Origin of the sequence: Microbacterium sp. NPDC087589, from assembly GCF_044743635.1 — a bacterium.
Taxonomy (GTDB): Bacteria; Actinomycetota; Actinomycetes; order Actinomycetales; family Microbacteriaceae; genus Microbacterium.
In genome coordinates this window covers 92,797-109,955 of record NZ_JBIUWV010000005.1, presented here as the reverse complement: position 1 = coordinate 109,955, position 17,159 = coordinate 92,797, and the positions used below count along the sequence as shown (strand labels likewise).

Sequence of the window (17,159 nt, the reverse complement as noted above, 5' to 3'; positions counted from 1 at the left end):
ATGGCCGCCAAGTGGATCGAAGCGCTCACCGGATCGCTCGAGCAGAAGAAGCAGTACCGCGATGCGAAGAAGCGCATCGACGCTCTCCCCGAGCCGTACCGCACGACCGCCTTCGCCCAGCACCGCTACACGATGTACTACGGGGGCATCACCGACGGCGACACCCTCGTGCAGATCTTCGTCGACCTCGCCGATCTGTGGGAGCGCGCGTCAATCGACGGCACCCCGATCGCCGACATCACGGGAGACGACCCCGTCGAGTTCACCGAGACCTACGCCGAGGCGTACGGCGGAACCCAGTGGATCGACAAGGAGCGCGCACGCCTCATCAAGGCATTCGACGACGCGAAGAAGAAAGGGTCACGATCATGACCGCACCCGCCATCGCCGTTCGCGGCCTCGAGAAGTCCTTCAAGGATCTCCACGTGCTGCGCGGCGTCGACTTCGAGGTCGAGAAGGGGGCGATCTTCGCCCTCCTCGGCTCGAACGGCGCAGGCAAGACCACCGTGGTGCGCATCCTCTCGACATTGCTGAAGTCGGATGCCGGCACGGCCACCGTGCAGGGGGTCGACGTCGCCGCCGATCCGCTCGCCGTGCGGCAGAAGATCAGCCTGACCGGGCAGTTCGCCGCAGTCGACGAGATCCTCACCGGACGGGAGAACCTCGTGCTGGTCGCGAAGCTGCGGCATCTGCCCGACGCCGCGAAGGTGGCCGACGACCTGCTCACGAGGTTCCGCCTGACGGATGCCGGAAGCCGCAAGGTCGGCACCTACTCGGGCGGCATGCGTCGTCGCCTCGACATCGCCATGAGCCTCGTCGGACACCCCGAGGTCATCTACCTCGACGAGCCGACGACAGGACTCGACCCCGAATCCCGCATCGAGGTGTGGGACGTGATCAAGGAGCTCGCGAACACCGGCACCACGGTGCTGCTCACCACGCAGTACCTCGATGAGGCCGAGCAGCTGGCCGACCGCATCGCGATCCTCCATGAGGGGCGGATCATCGCCAACGGCACCCTCGCAGAGCTGAAGCGCCTGCTGCCGGCCGCGAAGGTCGAGTACGTCGAGAAGCAGCCCACCCTCGAGGAGATCTTCCTCACCCTGGTCGGCCCGAAGTCGGGCCCTTTGACAGAGTCGGGCCCCTCGACAGGCTCAGGCCCTTCGACAGGCTCAGGGACCCAGTCGGGAAAGGAGAACGCAGCATGAGCACGCACTTCGTCGCCGACACCGCGACGCTCACCGGCCGCTCGATGCGGCACATCTTCCGCAGCGCCGACACCATCATCACCACGGCGGTCACCCCGATCGCGCTGATGCTGCTGTTCGTGTACGTCTTCGGCGGGGCTCTCAAGCAGAGCATCGGCGAAGAGAACTACGTCAACTACCTGCTCCCCGGCATCCTGCTGATCGCCGTGGCATCCGGCATCGCCTATACGGCGTACCGCCTGTTCAACGACCTGCAGAGCGGGATCTTCGAGCGCTTCCACTCCATGCCGATCGCCCGATCGAGCGTGCTGTGGGCACACGTGCTCACCTCGATGGTCTCGAACGCCATCACGCTGGCGATCATCTTCGCCGTCGGTTTCGTGATGGGATTCCGCACCGGGGCGGGCCCGCTGGCGTGGCTGGCCGTGATCGGCATCCTGCTGCTGTTCACCCTGGCGCTCACCTGGCTGGCCATCATCGCGGGTCTCAGCGCCAAGACGCTCGAAGGAGCCACGGCGTTCTCGTATCCGCTGATCTTCTTGCCGTTCATCAGCTCGGCCTTCGTGCCGACCGAAACGATGCCCGGTCCTGTGCAGTGGTTCGCCGAGAACCAGCCGGTCACCTCGATCGTCGACACCATCCAGGCGCTGTTCGCCGAGAAGCCGGTCGGCACCGACATCTGGGTCGCCCTCGCCTGGTGCGTCGGCATCCTGATCGTCGCCTACGTGTTCGCGATCATCGCGTACCGCAAGAAGGTCAGTTGAACGCCTGCAGTGAGACGGAACGCTTCGTCCGGGCCTCGCGCCCGGCCGGGGCGTTTCGCCGCGCTCGGCGTCGGGTTCTTCGGGATGGTCTCTGCGCCTCGGGAGGAGGATCCTGCTCTGAGGCTCCTCCCGAAGAGCAGTTCTCCTCCCGGCGGGGCGCGGGGGCGCTGGGCGAGGGGCGAGGGGTGAGGGGTGAGGAGCGAGGGGCGAGGGAGATGTGGGACAGCGACGGATGCCGACAAAAGACGCCCCCCGACCTATCTCAGCCCGAGGGGACCGAGCACGATGCGCTGTCGCGTGCGCACCCACACCACACCGTCGGCGCGCCGCTCGGCCCGCGTGGCGAAGCGGTAGCGATAGGACACCGCGCGCACCCACCGAGGCCGCTCCCCGTCGAACGGGTCTATGCGCAGCAGGGCGAGGGTAGGGGCATCCGCCTCGAGCAGGCGCAGCAGGAACACCGTGAACCAGTCGTCCAGTGAGCGCCCGAGCGGCAGGAACCACATCAGCCAGTCGAGCCGCAGGTGGTACGGGGCGAACTGGCGAGGGATGCGGCGCACATCACCGGGTTTGCCTTTGAACTCGTACTCGCGCCACAGAAGGCCGTCGTCATCGACCGAGCTCTCGACGACGATCTCGATGCGCTCCTTGGTCACGGTGCCGAAAGCTCCGTAGGCGTTGCCGATCTGCCACCTGTTGAAGCTCGCGTTCATCAGCTGCCGGCGGGCGAACAGATTGCGCAGCGACGGCCAGCTCAGCGCGATGACGAGCAGACCGACGGCCGCGGTGATCACGAACCAGTACAACGGGATGCCGGGCCAGAGAGTTGCTCCGACATCAGTCTGGCTGCCGCCTGGTGCCCCGCCGACCGGCATCCCGACCGGCATCCCGACCCCAGGCATCCCGATCGCCGAGAACGCGATGACGATCGTCACCCAGTTCAGCCACGCGAAGTTGCCGGTGGCGACGAGCCACACCTGCGTCGCGATCACGATGACGGCGGCCACAGCCCCGACGATCTGCGGCACCGGCCCGGGAACCCACACCGACAGGAGCGGTGCGAACACGAAGAAGGGCACCACGAGCTGCGCGAAGTGGTTGCCGACGACCTCGCCGCGGTGGAACCACCGGGGGAGCAGATGCGCCTGACGGCTGAGCGGCCCCGGCATCGGCTGCGTCTCGTGGTGGTAGGTCAGGGCGGTGAGGTCACGCCACTCCTGCCCGCCACGGATCTTGATCATGCCGGCACCGAACTCGACCCGGAACAGCAGCCACCAGAACAGCACGATCACGACGGTCGGCGGCGGCTGATCGTTCGACCCGAGGAACGCGGCCAGGAACCCCGCCTCGAGCAGCAGCATCTCCCAGCCGAACGAATAGAAGGTCTGACCGATGCTGACCACCGACATGTACCCGAGCCACAGCGCGAGGAAGCACAGCATCGGCACCCACGGCGGACCCCACTGCGGAATCCCGATGACGAGCAGCGCCGACACGGTGATCCCCGCCCCGCACAGCAGTGCGAGTCGCTGATCGGAGTATCGGATGCGGAGGAAGAGGGTCGGATGCAGCATCCGCCGCCGCTCCCTCTTCTCGCCGACCCAGTCGAGCAGCACGGATGCAGGGAGCAGTCCGTTGTCACCGAGGAGCGCCCGGAACTGATTCAGGGTCGAGAGGAACGCGACCAGATACAGCGCCGCGATGCCCCGCTGCAGGACCTCGCGGGCGAACCCGAAGTCGACCGCCGCGAACCCGTCCACGAGCACAGGCTACGCTCCGGCCTCACGACCCCGCCCCGAAACGCAGAACTCCCGTCGCACTTCCTGCCGCCCGGCGAACCGGGAAGCGACAGAAAGTGCGACGGGAGCGAGACTCCGGGCGGAGTCAGCTGAGTCAGCTGACTCCGCTGAGTGCTGTCTTACTCGGAGACGACCCAGTCGAAGTCGTCGCCGTGCTCGTCGAGCCATGCGTCGACGGCATCCGCTTCCTTGCCCTCGCCGAACTCGTTCACGACCATGTCCTCGAGCGAGCCGTACTGCGCGTCGTCGAGCTTGATCTGCTCGATCAGCTCAGCCGCCTCGGGGAACTCCTCGGCGAAGCCCTTGTGTCCGAGGAAGTGCAGGCCCTCTGCCTCACCCATGGCGCCCTCGGGGTCTTCGAGGTCCTTCATGCCGAACGCCTCGTTGGCCCAGAACGGACGCCACAGGGTGACGACGAGGTCCTCCTGCGCGTCGGTCGCGGTCTTCAGCTCGGTGAGCATCGCCGCGGTCGACGAGGTGACGAGCTCGTATTCGCCCTCGAGTCCGTAGGCGGGGATCATCTTCTCGGTCTGAGCGGTCAGACCCGCACCCGGCTCGATGCCGATGATCTTGCCGTCGAACTCCGCGCCCTTGCCCTTGAGGTCCTCGATCGAGGTGAGCTCGGAGTACTCCGGCACCGCGATCGTGAGCTTGGCGTTCTCGTAGTAGGTGCCGATGTCCTCGATGTCGTCACCGTAGGTGTCCATGTACTCGGCGTGCGTGAGCTCGGGCCAGGCCGACGGGTACATGTCGACGTCACCTTGCGCGAGGCCGGTGTAGAGCGGGCCCGCCTCGGTCAGCGTCTTCATCTCGACCGTGTAGCCGATCTTCTCGAGCTGGTCCTGCAGCAGGTACGCGGTGCTCAGGCCGTCGGTCCACGAGGGCAGGAAGCCCAGCGTGATGGTGCCCTTGTCTTCTGCACCGTCTCCACCGGAGTTCGTGCCGCCGGCTCCGTCTCCACTGCAGCCCGCGAGGGCGAGGGATGCGGTGATGCCGAGCGCTGTGATTGCGAGGAACTTCTTCTTCATGTGTATATCTCCTGGTTCCGTATAGGGGTTGTTTCGTACTGTGTGAGTTTTCGTCGGCAGACTCGTCGGCCTGCCGACTCGTTCGTCAGACGCCGACAGCAGAGCGACGCGGTGCCGCCTTGCGACGCTCTGCATCTGACGCAGCATCCTTGTCGTCGGAGGCGGCCGAGCCTGACCCCTCGTCGTGACCTCGGTTGCGGCGGCGTGCGAGCATCCCGAGCAGCGACGAGTGGTTCTCACCCGGGGTGCCGAGAGCTGCGGTGACGCGGTCGAGGAAGACGGCGATGAGCACGACGCCCAATCCGGCCTCCACGCCCTTGGGGATGTTGATGGTCGAGATAGCCTCCACGACCATCTTCCCGAGGCCGTCAGCACCCGCCATCCCGGCGATGACCGCCATCGACAGCGCGAGCATGATGACCTGGTTGACGCCCGCCATGATGGTGGGCGTGGCGAGCGGCAGCTGGATGCCGCGCAGGATCTGGCCCGGCTTGGCACCGAACGCGTGACCGGCCTCGACGGTCTCGGAATCGACGCCGCGGATGCCGAGCTCGGTCAGTCGCACGCCCGGAGGCAGCGCGAAGATCACGGTGGCGACGAGGCCGGGGACCACGCCGATGCCGAAGAACACGATGGCCGGGATCAGGTAGACGAAAGCCGGCATGGTCTGCATGAAGTCGAGCACCGGCTTGAGCACCGCACGCACGGTGGCGTTGCGCGCCGACCAGATGCCGAGCGGCACCGCGATCAGCACGGCGATGATGGCGGCGACGAGCACGAGGGCGAGCGTCTGCATCGCCGGAACCCAGAGGTCCATCCCGACGATCAGTCCGAACGACACGACCGTTCCGATCGCGAGCTGCCACGAGCGCACAGTCCAGGCGATCAGCGCGGCGATCACGATGATGACGGCGAAATGCGGCGTCAGCAGGGCATTCGTGAGCCCTTCGACGAGGAAGCTCATCACGAACGAGATGACGTCGAGGAGACCGTCGAGATTGGCCTTGACCCAGTCGACGACCGCTTCGATCCACGTTCCTACGGGGATGCGGAAACCTTCCATCAGCGCACCTCCTCGCTCGTTTCGGCGACCGGCTGCGCGTCGGCCGTCCATCCGTCGTCGAGCACCGCATCGATCTCGGCCTGCGGCATCGGAAGAAGCGGCAGGGTGAGTTCTCCGGTGGCTCCGGGGCCGGGGCCCAGGGCGGCAAGCAGGGTGATTCGCGGAATCACGCCGGTCAGGCGGCCCGCGGCATCCACCACTGCCAGCGGCAGCGGCGACTCCACCGACGGGATGAAGAGGTTCATGAGGATCTCGTCCTCGCTGACGCTCTGCGGCACCGGCTTGATGATCGACTCGAGCGTCGACACGCCCTGGCGCACCAGCTTGACGGCGTCGCGATCGGTGACGATGCCCAGCAGCTTGCGGTCGCGGCCCGTGACGTAGGTGGCCGACATGAACGCGTCGCGCATCTGGCGCAACGCCGTGCGCGGACCGGCGGTCTCGGCGACGACGGGACGAGGGCGCTCCATGACGTTCGCGGCGGTGAGCACGCGAGCGCGGTCGACATCTTGCACGAATTGCTCGACGTAGTCGTTGGCCGGATCCGTGAGGATGTCCTCCGGGGTTCCGATCTGCACGATGCGACCGTCACGCATCACGGCGATGCGGTCGCCGAGGAACATCGCCTCGTTGAGGTCGTGGGTGATGAAGACGATGGTCTTCTGCAGCTTCTCCTGGAGCTCGAGCAGCTGCTCCTGCATCTCGCGACGGATCAGCGGGTCGAGCGCGCTGAATGCCTCGTCCATGAGCAGGATGTCGGAGTCGGCCGCGAGCGCACGGGCGATGCCCACGCGCTGCTGCATGCCACCCGACAGTTCGGACGGCAGCTTGTCGGCCTGACCCTCGAGACCCACCAGGGTGAGGATCTCGTCGGCCTTCTTCAGGCGCTCGTCCTTGCCGACGCCCTTGAGCTCGAGGGGGTAGGCGACGTTCGCGGCGACCGTGCGGTGCGGCAGCAGCGCGAAGTGCTGGAACACCATCGAGACGCGGTCGCGGCGGATCTCCCGCAGACGCGATGCCGGGATGCCGGTGATGGGGTCGCCGTTCACGATGACGGAGCCGTCGGTCGCGTCGTGCAGCCCGTTGAGCATGCGGATGATGGTGGATTTGCCGGAGCCCGAGAGGCCCATGATCACGAAGATCTCGCCCCGGTTCACGGTGAAACTGGCGTCGATGACGGCGGCGGTTCCTGCGTCGGCGACTGCGGTTCTGCTCTCACCGGCCTTCAGCCGACGGACAGCGCTGCTCGGATTCTTCCCGAACACCTTGTACAGATTGCGCGCTTCTAGAGCGATTTCGGACACGTTTCCCCTGCGGCTCGCCTTCGGGTGGCTGAGCCTGCTTCGGTTACGCCCGGGTGATCCTCCCGGCCGTTTCGACATGGTGCTGTGGCGGCGCGGACGGCGGATTTCGGATCCACCGCGATAGAGCATCGACCGTACGTCCACGCCTCTTCGCAGCACAGCACATTCGAAAGAAGGACGTGGTCGCGGACTGGTCTTCGGGCCGTCAGGCCCACCAACCAACGTAACGAAATGGCCGGTCAGAGGCAAATGCGCTATTCCGAGCAGCGTTCAGTTTCTTCGGCTGACCGGGGGATTGCGCGGGTTTCGGATGCGCGTACGCGCTCGGGCGTGGCGCGGGTTCGACGGCATACTGCGGTCGGGTGGCGGCCCTGGGGCGGTCGCCTCCGGCGTCCGTGTGCGCCTGCGAAGTCCGAATTCCGGAGATTCGGACTTGCGAGGCGCACACGGCCTTGCGAGGCGCACGCGATCAGCGACGGATGCTGCGCGTCACCGTGAACTTCGGAGTGCGGTGCACCTGCTCGGTGGCACCCACGAGACGGGTCAGCTCGGCGCGGTAGCCGAGTGACGAGTTGTAGACCGTGAAGAGCTCGCCACCGGGGCGCAGGATGCGGGCGGCAGCCTCGAACAGACGCGTCGCTGCGCCGGTGTGCACGCTGTTGCCGAGGTGGAACGGCGGGTTGAGCAGCACGGCATCGGCACTCGCGTCGGCGAGCTCGGATCCGGCGTCGTCGTGCATGACCGTGACGCGGTCGGCCACGCCGTTGGCGGCGACCGTGGCGCGGGCCGATGCGACGGCTGCAGCGGACCGGTCGGTGGCGATGACCCGGGATTCGGGGTGCGCAAGAGCGTACGAGGCGGCGAGCGCGCCGGTTCCACAGCCCAGGTCGACGACGGTCTCAGCCGGGGTCGCTTCGACAGGCTCAGCGACCCAGCCCGCACTCGACGCCTGTCCCCCGCTCGGCCCCTGAGCCTGCCTGAGTTCCTGAGGCTGTCTGGGTCCCTGAGGCTGTCTGGGTCCCTGAGCTTGTCGAAGGGCCTCGAGCAGCACGCGCGTGCCGATGTCGAGGCGAGCCCCCGCGAAGGCGCCACCGTGTGCGACGAGCACGAGACCGTCGTGCCGCGCAGTGACCGGGAACGGCGGATCCGACGGCGCGGGCGACGGCGCGGAGGCCACGACCAGCCGGGACTTGCGCACCGCCCGCTCGGCCTGCACCTCCGCGAAACTGCGCCCGAGCACCTCGTTCTGGGCGATCGTCATGTGCTTCACGCGACCGCCCGCGACGAGCACGGCATCCGGCGCGGCCCAGCGAGTCACGGCATCCGCGATCTGCTCGAGTTCCGCCAGCGCCTTGGGCAGCTGGAGCAGCACGAGTCGCACGCCGTCGAGCAGAGTCGCATCGAGCTCATGCGACGAGAAACCGGCGAGATCCAGCTCCGCAGCGTTGCGGGCCAGCGCACGGCGACCCGTCGCGAGGTCCTGGTGCACGCGGATGCCGTCGAGTCCGGCATCCGTCAGCGCGAGCGTGATCGCTCCGTACTCGTCGCCGATGACCGCGATCTCTCGCCCATCGATCCCGAGCGACAGCGCGCGCTCGACGAGCAGCAGATCGGTGGCGTCGTAGGCCTGGAGGTTGTCGGCCTCGACGTCCGGCCAGCGACGCAGGCGATTGAAGGGGAAGTCCACTCCTCAAGACTAGGAGCGCCCCCTCTTGACACCGACTGAACACGTGTTTAGTCTGCTGTACATGCGTTCAGCTTCTGACGACATCACGGCTCGTGCCCGCATCCGCGATACCGCCATCGCCGCCTTCGCCCGCGACGGATACGACGGTGCGAGCATGCGCGCGATCGCCAGGGAGGCCGGCGTCAGCCCCGCCCTGATCGTGCACCACTTCGGCGACAAGAACGCTCTGCGCACAGCCTGTGACGACTATGTCGTCGGCGTCTTCATCGACGAGGACCACGACCTCATCGTCGCGCCGACCCGCGACCGCATCCGCACCGCGCTCAACGACCTCGATCGCTACGGCCCGTACATCGACTACCTCGCCCGCATGCTCGCCGACGGCTCGGCCGCTGCCGATCGCCTGTTCGACAGCTTCCTGGCCAACACGCGCGATGTGCTCACCGAGCAGCGCGAGGCGGGGATGCTCGAGCCGATGAGCGACCCCGAGATGACGACGATGCTCCTGGTGCTGATCGGACTCGCCCCGGTCGTTCTGCGCGCACAGGTCGCGCGAGCACTGGGCACAGACCAGCTGAGCCCCGCTGGGCTGCTGCGCACCACGCTGCCGACGCTCGAACTGCTCACCCACGGCATCTATTCGACGACCGCACTGCTCGACGGCGCGCGAGACGCACTCGCGGCCGAGGGGAACACCCCGGGAGGAGACGCATCATGACCGACACCGTCGAGATCGACCGTCTGCAGAAGCGCTACGGCAGCCGCATCGCGCTGCACGAGCTCGACCTGCACGTGCGACCGGGCACCGTCTTCGGGCTGATCGGCCCGAACGGTGCCGGCAAGACGACGACGCTCCGCACGCTCGTCGACATCATCCGCCCGTCATCCGGCTCGGTGCGCGTCCTGGGCGAAGACCCCCGACGTGGCGGCGCAGCCCTGCGGCGGCGCATCGGGTACGTGCCGGGCGAGCTGCACCTCGAAGGGCGATCGAGCGGGCACCGGATGCTGGCGTTCTACGCCCAGGTCTCGGGATCCCGCGACGCAACCGCGACGCTGCGCACCGGCCGCGAGCTGGGCGACCGGCTCGGCGTCGACCTGACGCGCCCGGTGCACACGCTGTCGAAGGGCAACAAGCAGAAGGTCGGGCTGATCCAAGCGTTCATGCACCGACCGGAGCTGCTGATCCTCGACGAGCCGACGAGCGGTCTCGACCCACTGGTGCAGCGCGAGTTCCTGCAGATGGTGCGCGAAGCGAAAGAGGCGGGGCAGACGGTGCTGCTGAGCTCGCACGTGCTCAGCGAGATCCAGCAGGCCGCCGACGAGGTCGCGGTGCTCGCCAACGGACGGGTCGTCGCCGACGGCGACGTGGCCTCGCTGCGCCTGGGGTCCATCCGCCGCGTGCGAGCCGAGGTCTCGACGACGGATGCCGCCTCCGCCCGCGCCGACTTCGACCGTGTGCCGGGGCTCACCGGCCTCGACGTGCACGACATCGACGGCATCCTGCATCTGTCCGGCACCGTCGACGGAGCGATCGACCCGTTCATCAAGGCGCTCGCCCGGTTCGAGGTGCGCGATCTGACCGTGGAGGAACCGGACCTCGAGGAGTCCGTGCTGCGCCTGTATGGCGCCTCTGCCGCGAGCGCCAGCGCACCTGCGAACGAGCCACCGACGAGACGCACGCGGCGCGAAGGGAAGGTGCAGCGATGAACGGCATCCTGCCGGTGTTCCGGCGCAGCCTGCGCGAGTCCTGGCGAAGCCTGCTCGGATGGACCGCCGGTCTCGCCGCGGTGCTGTTCCTGTATCTGCCTCTGTATCCGAGCCTCGCGGGCGACGGTCAGCTCGAGGCCATGATCTCTTCGCTGCCCAAGGAACTCGTCGACACCCTCGGGTACGACCAGATCGCGACCGGTTCCGGATACGCGCAGAGCACGTTCTTCGGCCTGATCGGCTTCCTTCTGCTGACGATCGCGGCGGTGACCTGGGGCTCGGCGGCCATCGCGGGCGCCGAGGAGAGCGGACGGGCAGAGCTCGACCTGGCGCACGGCATCGGGCGCGGCCAGTATGCGCTGGAGTCGGCCTTCGCCGTGCTCGTGCGGCTCCTGTGGCTCGGCGTCTTCTCGGGCCTCATCGTCTGGGCGTTGAACGACTCGGCCGAGCTCGGCCTCGAGGACTGGCGCATCGTCGGAGCGAGCGCCGCGCTCACCGGTCTCTCGTTCCTCACGGCATCCGCTGCTCTGCTCGCGGGCGCAGCGACCGGCCGCCGCATCTGGGCGACGGGCGTCGGCGCAGGAATCGCCGTGGTCGGGTACGTCCTGCAGGCGATCGCCCGACAGTCCGACGACCTCGAGTGGTTGAACGCGCTCTCTCCCTACTCCTGGGTCTACCGCCAGCCGCCGCTGGCCGAGGGTGCGGATGCCGGTGGACTCGCCCTCACCTGGGGCCTGGCGCTCGTGTTCGTCGTGGCATCGGTCTTCGCGTTCCGCGCTCGCGACCTCCGCGGCTGACGCCCGCCCGCCAGGCGGGGCCAGTTCCGCGCCCCATCCCCCAGGCGGGGCCAGTTCCGCACCCCATCCCCCAGGCGGGGCCAGTTCCGCACTGCAATGGCGCCTTTCGGATGCAGAACTGGCCCCGCACCCGTCACGGCACGGGGCACCTGTCATGGCACGGGGCACTCGTCACGGCACGGGGCACCTCCGCGCCGGTGCGGCATCCCGCGTGGGTGCGGTGCCAAAAACGCACCCCCGCGCCGGTGCGGGGTCAAAAACGCACCGGAATCGCGCCTTTGCGATGCCTTTTTGACCACTCAGCGAACTCGCGCACGCGTCTGGGCGCTCGCGCACACGTCTGGGCGCTCGGGCGCCCGGGCTTTTGGTCGCGCGCGGAGCCGCACCCCGCCCGCCCCGCCGCAAGTGACGGTTGACACGATCCGGGTTCAGTGGTTACCTAGTCGAGTAACTAACCCACCAACCGCAGCGGAGGACTCGTGATCGAAGAAGGCAAGCCACTCTTCCTCCAGATCGCCGAGCAGATCGAGGACTCGATCCTCGACGGCTCGCTCGCGGAGGAGGCGCAGGCCCCGTCGACGAACGAGCTCGCCGGCTTCTACCGCATCAACCCCGCAACAGCAGCCAAGGGAGTCGCCATGCTCACCGACAAGGGAGTTCTGTACAAGCGCCGCGGCATCGGCATGTTCGTCGCCACCGGCGCGAAAGACCTGCTGCTCGGCGAACGCCGCGCGGCATTCGCCGAGCGCTACATCGACCCGCTCCTCACCGAGGCTCGCACGCTGGGGCTCGGCGCAGACGATCTCGCCGCCCTGCTCCGCGAGCGCGCGGCCGAGGAGCCACAGACATCACCGGCACGACAGACAGAAGGGACGACCCCCGCATGACCGCCGTCATCGAGGTGCAGAACCTCACCAAGCACTACAAGGAGAAGAACGCGCTCGACAACGTGTCGCTCACGCTCGAGGGCGGCGCGATCTACGGACTGCTCGGTCGCAACGGAGCGGGCAAGACCACGCTCATGTCGATCCTGACCGCGCAGAACTTCGAGTCGTCTGGCACCGTTCGCGTCTTCGGCGAGCACCCCTACGAGAACACGCACGTCCTCAACCGGGTCTGCTTCGTCCGCGAGAGCCAGAAGTATCCGGACGACGCATACCCGCGTCATGCGTTCAAGGCCGCGAGTCTGTTCTTCCACAACTGGAGCCAGGAGCTCGCCGACGAACTCATCGAGCAGTTCCAGCTGCCGATGAAGCAGACGATCAAGAAGCTCTCGCGCGGCCAGCTGTCGGCCGTCGGCGTCATCATCGGCCTCGCCTCCCGCGCCGAGCTGACCTTCTTCGACGAGCCCTACCTGGGGCTCGACGCGGTCGCCAGGCAGATCTTCTACGACCGGCTGCTCGAAGACTATGCCGAGCACCCGCGCACGATCATCCTGTCGTCACACCTGATCGACGAGGTGTCGAACCTCATCGAGAAGGTCATCGTGATCGACAACGGGCAGATCCTGCTCAACGAAGACACGGATGCCGTGCGCGACCGCGCCGTCACCGTGGTCGGCGAAGCCGGCAAGGTCGACGCCTGGGCCGCCGATCGCGAGGTGCTGCACCGCGAGGCCCTCGGCCGAGTCGCCTCCGTCACCGTGCTCGGGGCACTGTCTGCCGCTGAGCGCGCCGAGATCACGGCATCCGGTCTCGATCTCGCCCCGGTGTCGCTGCAGCAGCTGATCGTCAGGCTCACACAGAAGGCGGAGGCGGAGTCCGTCGCCAGAGGCGCCGCCGCGAAGGAAGGAGTCCGCTGATGCGACGCACACTCAACGTCATCCGTCTGCAGTTGATCAACAGGCAGACGTTCATCTGGGTGCCGCTGATCATCCTCGGCGGCGTCACCGTCCTCGGGGTGCTGATCTACGCGATGATCCCGGGCGACGGACCGAAGTACATCGGGGCCGGTCAGGCACCGCTCTGGTACTTCTTCGCGATCGGCATCTCGGCCATGACACTCACCTTCCCTTTCTCGCAGGCCATGAGCATCACCCGGCGGGAGTTCTTCGCGGGCACCCTGCTCACCGCGATCCTGGGCAGCGCGTTCCTGGGCGTGATCTTTCTGATCGGCGCAGGCATCGAGGTGGCCACGAACGGCTACGGCCTGAACGGCTACATGTTCTACCTTCCATGGCTGTGGGAGGCTGGTCCGCTCGGGGCGTTCACCGTCTACTTCACCCTCGCCCTGTTCCTGTTCGTCGTCGGCTTCACCGGGGCGACCATCTACAAGAGCTGGGGACCCACCGTGCTCACCATCGCGAGCGTCGCCCTCGGCCTCATCCTCGTGGGGCTCGCCTTCCTCGCCACGAGACTCGAGCTGTGGGACGAGGTGTGGCGCGGAATCCTCGGCGCCGGCGCACTCGGACTCGCGCTGTGGGGCCTGGTGGCCACGGCGGCGCTCGCGGGCATCTCGTTCCTCGCCTTCCGCAGGGCCATCCCCTGATCAGTCGGTGATCACTCGGCGCCGGTCGCTCCTCACGGGGCGGCCGGCGTCGTCGCGCGAGGCGGGCGCTACCCGACGGGAGCGCGAGAAGCAATCCGGTGCGAGGACGGATGCCGAACGGCTAGCGTCACCTTTCGGGGAGCATGACGGGAGGAAGCCGTGACGAACATCAGGACACGAGTGCGCGCGCACCGCCCCGGCATCGTGCTCTCCTTGCGCCAGGCGGTCGATCCCGCCCGGCTGCTGCTCGTCGCCAAGACCGCACTGGCGGTCGGGCTCGCGTGGCTGATCGCTCCGCATACGCCCGGGGTCACCGACCAGTATCCGTACTACGCGCCGCTCGGCGCGCTGGTCAGCATGTATCCGACACTGATGGGCTCGGTGCGGTCGGGGCTGCAGACTTTGCTCGGCCTCGCGACCGGCATCGGGTTGGCCGCAGTCGTCGTGCTCACCATCGGCCCGACGTGGTGGAGCATCCCCGCCGTCGTCGGCATCGGAGTGCTGGTCTCGGGCACCGGCTGGTTCGGCGTCGGGCGCGAGTACGTGCCCATCGCTGCGCTGTTCGTGCTGATCGTCGGCGGCCAGGACGCCGAAGACTACTCGCTCGGCTACCTGGTGCAGATGGGGGTCGGAGTGGTCGTCGGGTTCATCGTGAACCTGGTGATCGCTCCCGCTCCGCTCACTCTCGCCGCCGCGGCGAAGGTCGACGCCTTCCGCACGCAGCTGAGCCAGCACCTGCACGACATCGGTTCGGCTGTGTCGGATTCCTGGCCGCCGGAGCGCGGGCAGTGGGCCGACGACGCGGCGTCGCTGGCCGACACCACGTCGGAGCTTCGCACCGCACTGTCTGACGCCGACGACAGTCGACGGGGCAACCCGCGCGCATTCGGGCGCCGGGGAGAGACGCGGCACATCCACGAGGACCTCGTGCGCCTCGATCGGATCGCGCATCTGATCCGCGACCTCTCCGATGAGCTGGCCGACACGATCTGGGCGCGACCAGGATCACTCGACCTGGATGCCGCACTGCCCGAACCGCTCTCGGCCGCCTGCCACGCCGTCGCCGAGGTCATCGCTCAGCAGGACCCCCTCACGCCGGACGATCACCGCGCCCGCGGCGAGGCGGCGCGGGCGATCCGGCTGCTGCTCGAGACGGTCGACGACCGCACGATCGATGTGCGCCGCTCGATGGGACCAGGCGTCCTCGCGGCCATGCATCTGCGTCGCATCCTGATCCTCAGCGGACTCCGCGAGACGAACGACGACGAGGAGGGCGAGGCCGACGAGGAGACCGCGGGCGCGTAGGGGTCAGATCGTGTCGTCTGCGGCGACGAGATCGATCTGCCAGAAGCGACCTTCGGGGTCGTCGTCATCGTGCGCGGCTTCGGCCTCGGCCATCGCCTTGTCGAAGATCTCCATGACCGCCGTGAACTCGGCCTCGGTGAGCCGGGTGGTGCGCTGCTGGAACACGGCATGGATGCCCGAGGCTCGGCCCCCGTAGTACTCGGGAGACCACGCGATCACGCGCTGGAGAAGGTCGTGGTGCTCGGCGGCCACGGCTCGCACGACGGCTCCGCCGAGTTCCTCGTCGGCCACCGGGTGGTCGGGGTCGCCGACGCTCATGGCACCCTTGACCGGCGCCCAGACACGGTCACGACGATCGCGCGCATGCTCCGGAGCCTCGACGATGAGGCCCGCGTCAGCGAGAGTGCGCAGATGGAAGCTGACGCTGTTCGCGGCGACGTCGAGCTCGGCGGCGATGTCGGCCGCGCGCATGTGGTGGCGTCGGGCGAGCAGGCGAAGGATCCGTCGCCGCAGTGGATGCGTGTAGGCCTTGAGCATGGCCGTCGTCATCCATACGGGATCTTCGCCGTGAATGCCATCTCCCATGATCAGATCCTACTTGCACGAATAATTGCGCAAGAGTAGTTGCGCAAAGTTTCTTGCGGAACTACTCTCTTGAGCATGACGACGATCGTGACCGAACCCCACCGGCTCTGGCGGAACGCTCGGTATCTGACCTGGCTCGTGAGCGACACGAGCAAGGGCCTCGCGGCGACACTGTTCACCTTCGCGATCCCGCTGCTCGCCCTGATCGTCACGAACGACCCCGCCCAGGCGGGCGTCATCGGCGGTGCAGGAATGGTCGCGCGCCTGGTGCTCACCCTCGTCGGCGGCATCCTCGCCGACCGGCATCCGCGCATCGTGCTGATGCTGATCGGCTCGCTCCTCGGCATCCTGTTCGCCGGCGCCTTCACACTGCTCGCGCTCGCCGATGCACTCACGTTCGGCACCCTGCTCGCGGCGAACGTGCTGCTCGCCGCCCGCGGCGGGGTCTTCGACGTCGCCGGCGAGAGCGCGATCAAGGAGATCGTGCCCAACGAGGCGATGGGCAGGGCTCAGGCCGCGAACCAGGGACGGGATGCCGCACTGCAGCTCGCCGGCGGCCCCCTCGGCGGACTCCTGCTCGGTGTCGGCGGCTGGCTGGTCGGCGTCGTCATGACGCTCTGCCACGCGGTCGCCGCAGTCACGGCATGGATGCTGAAGAGAGAGGCCCGCCGCGCCGGAATCGCGGATACGGGGGCGGATGCTCTGGGTCTCCCCACGGAGTCGGCTGCGGATGCCGAGGCGACCGCCCCGGTCAGGACGAGCGCGTGGGCCGAGCTGCGAGAGGCGTTCGCCTGGCTGTTCTCACGCCCCGACCTCGGCGGTGTGCTCGTCATCATCACGATCGTCAACCTGGGCTTCAACGCCGCGATCACGACCGTCATGTACGCGCTCCAGCAGGCCGGATACTCCGAGCTGCTGATCGGCTCGCTCGGCGCGGGGGTCGGTGCGGTCATGCTCGCCGGTGCCATCGTGGCACCACTGCTCGTACCGCGAATCCGCACCGGAGTGCTCGCGATCGCCGGTCTCGCGGGCGGCGCCGCGGGCACGGTGGTGCTCGCGACGGTGACAGAGCCCTGGGCGATCGTCATCGTGCTGGGCGCATCGGTGCTGCTGCTTCCGGCGTTGAACGCGGGGATGATGGGCTACTTCATGGTCGCGACGCCCACCCAGCTGCTCGGGCGCGCGAACAGCGCAGCCGCGGTTCTGGGCATGGGCGCGATGCCGCTCGCGCCGCTGATCGCGGGCTTCGGGCTCACCTGGATCGGCCGCGAATCGACGATCCTCGTGTGCGCCGCGCTCTGCGTGATCGCCGTCGCACTCGCGCTGAGCAACCGCGCGCTCCGCGCCCTGCCTGTCGAGTCCCGTTGGACCGAGCACGCGAAGCAGTACGAGAACGCCTGAGCCGGCTCCGAAGCCCGCGCCGCC

Annotated in this window: 17 protein-coding genes; 11 read left to right on the top strand and 6 right to left on the bottom strand. The window is 67.9% G+C overall.

The features are described from left to right. Genes ACIOU8_RS12195 through ACIOU8_RS12185 form a run of 3 tightly spaced genes read left to right on the top strand, consistent with a single transcriptional unit; the run spans nt 1 to nt 1,972 of the window. Nucleotides 1-372 (top strand): DUF1048 domain-containing protein, encoded by a 372-nt coding sequence (locus ACIOU8_RS12195; protein ID WP_400789734.1) that lies wholly within the window; start codon nt 1-3, stop codon nt 370-372. Next, nucleotides 369-1,208, top strand: a complete 840-nt coding sequence (locus ACIOU8_RS12190) for an ABC transporter ATP-binding protein (RefSeq protein WP_400789731.1) — start codon at nt 369-371, stop codon at nt 1,206-1,208. Before ACIOU8_RS12195 ends, ACIOU8_RS12190 begins: the two co-directional genes overlap by 4 nt. After that, nucleotides 1,205-1,972: an ABC transporter permease gene (locus ACIOU8_RS12185; protein ID WP_400789728.1), complete on the top strand. Its 768-nt coding sequence runs from the start codon at nt 1,205-1,207 to the stop codon at nt 1,970-1,972. The genes ACIOU8_RS12190 and ACIOU8_RS12185 overlap by 4 nt, the downstream gene beginning before the upstream one ends. A gap of 257 nt (nt 1,973-2,229) precedes the next feature. Here the strand turns inward: ACIOU8_RS12185 and ACIOU8_RS12180 are convergent, their stop codons facing one another. The 5 genes from ACIOU8_RS12180 to ACIOU8_RS12160 form a co-directional block, all read right to left on the bottom strand. Continuing rightward, entirely contained in the window at nt 2,230-3,732 is a 1,503-nt protein-coding gene (locus tag ACIOU8_RS12180; protein ID WP_400789726.1) for a lipase maturation factor family protein, read from the bottom strand. Between the two features lie 158 nt (nt 3,733-3,890). Next, entirely contained in the window at nt 3,891-4,799 is a 909-nt protein-coding gene (locus ACIOU8_RS12175) for a glycine betaine ABC transporter substrate-binding protein (RefSeq protein ID WP_400789723.1), read from the bottom strand. 85 nt (nt 4,800-4,884) lie between these two features. Further along, nucleotides 4,885-5,862 (bottom strand): ABC transporter permease, encoded by a 978-nt coding sequence (locus ACIOU8_RS12170; RefSeq protein WP_400789721.1) that lies wholly within the window; start codon nt 5,860-5,862, stop codon nt 4,885-4,887. After that, on the bottom strand, nt 5,862-7,166 hold the full coding sequence (locus ACIOU8_RS12165; RefSeq protein WP_400789718.1) for a glycine betaine/L-proline ABC transporter ATP-binding protein: 1,305 nt from the start codon (nt 7,164-7,166) through the stop codon (nt 5,862-5,864). Before ACIOU8_RS12165 ends, ACIOU8_RS12170 begins: the two co-directional genes overlap by 1 nt. 469 nt (nt 7,167-7,635) lie before the next feature. Continuing rightward, entirely contained in the window at nt 7,636-8,853 is a 1,218-nt protein-coding gene (locus tag ACIOU8_RS12160; protein WP_400789715.1) for a class I SAM-dependent methyltransferase, read from the bottom strand. Nucleotides 8,854-8,914: 61 nt separating this feature from the next. Here ACIOU8_RS12160 and ACIOU8_RS12155 point away from each other — a divergent pair, with 61 nt between their 5' ends. The 7 genes from ACIOU8_RS12155 (at nt 8,915) to ACIOU8_RS12125 (ending at nt 15,149) form a co-directional block, all read left to right on the top strand. Next, nucleotides 8,915-9,571 carry a TetR/AcrR family transcriptional regulator gene (locus ACIOU8_RS12155; RefSeq protein WP_400789712.1) on the top strand — a complete coding sequence of 219 codons (657 nt, stop codon included), beginning with the start codon at nt 8,915-8,917 and terminating at the stop codon, nt 9,569-9,571. Next, nucleotides 9,568-10,560, top strand: coding sequence for an ABC transporter ATP-binding protein (locus ACIOU8_RS12150; RefSeq protein ID WP_400789709.1), 993 nt, complete (start codon nt 9,568-9,570; stop codon nt 10,558-10,560). Before ACIOU8_RS12155 ends, ACIOU8_RS12150 begins: the two co-directional genes overlap by 4 nt. Continuing rightward, the gene (locus ACIOU8_RS12145; protein WP_400789707.1) at nt 10,557-11,357 is read left to right on the top strand and encodes an ABC transporter permease subunit; all 801 of its coding nucleotides are present in this window, start codon (nt 10,557-10,559) and stop codon (nt 11,355-11,357) included. Before ACIOU8_RS12150 ends, ACIOU8_RS12145 begins: the two co-directional genes overlap by 4 nt. Nucleotides 11,358-11,836: 479 nt before the next feature. After that, a complete protein-coding gene (locus ACIOU8_RS12140; RefSeq protein WP_400789704.1) occupies nt 11,837-12,244 on the top strand; it encodes a GntR family transcriptional regulator in 408 nt (135 codons plus the stop codon). Continuing rightward, the gene (locus tag ACIOU8_RS12135; RefSeq protein WP_400789702.1) at nt 12,241-13,158 is read left to right on the top strand and encodes an ABC transporter ATP-binding protein; all 918 of its coding nucleotides are present in this window, start codon (nt 12,241-12,243) and stop codon (nt 13,156-13,158) included. Before ACIOU8_RS12140 ends, ACIOU8_RS12135 begins: the two co-directional genes overlap by 4 nt. Continuing rightward, the gene (locus tag ACIOU8_RS12130) at nt 13,158-13,844 is read left to right on the top strand and encodes a hypothetical protein (RefSeq protein WP_400789700.1); all 687 of its coding nucleotides are present in this window, start codon (nt 13,158-13,160) and stop codon (nt 13,842-13,844) included. The genes ACIOU8_RS12135 and ACIOU8_RS12130 overlap by 1 nt, the downstream gene beginning before the upstream one ends. Nucleotides 13,845-14,003: 159 nt before the next feature. Then, nucleotides 14,004-15,149 carry an aromatic acid exporter family protein gene (locus ACIOU8_RS12125; RefSeq protein WP_400789696.1) on the top strand — a complete coding sequence of 382 codons (1,146 nt, stop codon included), beginning with the start codon at nt 14,004-14,006 and terminating at the stop codon, nt 15,147-15,149. Between the two features lie 3 nt (nt 15,150-15,152). Here the strand turns inward: ACIOU8_RS12125 and ACIOU8_RS12120 are convergent, their stop codons facing one another. Beyond that, complete coding sequence (locus ACIOU8_RS12120; RefSeq protein WP_400789694.1) at nt 15,153-15,734, bottom strand: helix-turn-helix domain-containing protein; 582 nt, start codon at nt 15,732-15,734, stop codon at nt 15,153-15,155. A gap of 75 nt (nt 15,735-15,809) precedes the next feature. Between ACIOU8_RS12120 and ACIOU8_RS12115 the strand changes: the two genes are divergently transcribed. Beyond that, entirely contained in the window at nt 15,810-17,135 is a 1,326-nt protein-coding gene (locus tag ACIOU8_RS12115; protein WP_400789692.1) for an MFS transporter, read from the top strand. Nucleotides 17,136-17,159 lie beyond the last annotated feature (24 nt).

Bases quoted from the DNA above. Each gene is read 5' to 3' on its own strand.
- ACIOU8_RS12130 (WP_400789700.1), top strand. From the start codon at position 13,158: ATGCGACGCACACTCAACGTCATCCGTCTGCAGTTGATCAACAGGCAG.
- ACIOU8_RS12175 (WP_400789723.1), bottom strand. From the start codon at position 4,799: ATGAAGAAGAAGTTCCTCGCAATCACAGCGCTCGGCATCACCGCATCC.
- ACIOU8_RS12150 (WP_400789709.1), top strand. From the start codon at position 9,568: ATGACCGACACCGTCGAGATCGACCGTCTGCAGAAGCGCTACGGCAGC.
- ACIOU8_RS12185 (WP_400789728.1), top strand. From the start codon at position 1,205: ATGAGCACGCACTTCGTCGCCGACACCGCGACGCTCACCGGCCGCTCG.
- ACIOU8_RS12155 (WP_400789712.1), top strand. From the start codon at position 8,915: ATGCGTTCAGCTTCTGACGACATCACGGCTCGTGCCCGCATCCGCGAT.
- ACIOU8_RS12135 (WP_400789702.1), top strand. From the start codon at position 12,241: ATGACCGCCGTCATCGAGGTGCAGAACCTCACCAAGCACTACAAGGAG.
- ACIOU8_RS12115 (WP_400789692.1), top strand. From the start codon at position 15,810: ATGACGACGATCGTGACCGAACCCCACCGGCTCTGGCGGAACGCTCGG.
- ACIOU8_RS12170 (WP_400789721.1), bottom strand. From the start codon at position 5,862: ATGGAAGGTTTCCGCATCCCCGTAGGAACGTGGATCGAAGCGGTCGTC.
- ACIOU8_RS12120 (WP_400789694.1), bottom strand. From the start codon at position 15,734: ATGGGAGATGGCATTCACGGCGAAGATCCCGTATGGATGACGACGGCC.
- ACIOU8_RS12145 (WP_400789707.1), top strand. From the start codon at position 10,557: ATGAACGGCATCCTGCCGGTGTTCCGGCGCAGCCTGCGCGAGTCCTGG.
- ACIOU8_RS12195 (WP_400789734.1), top strand. From the start codon at position 1: ATGGCCGCCAAGTGGATCGAAGCGCTCACCGGATCGCTCGAGCAGAAG.
- ACIOU8_RS12190 (WP_400789731.1), top strand. From the start codon at position 369: ATGACCGCACCCGCCATCGCCGTTCGCGGCCTCGAGAAGTCCTTCAAG.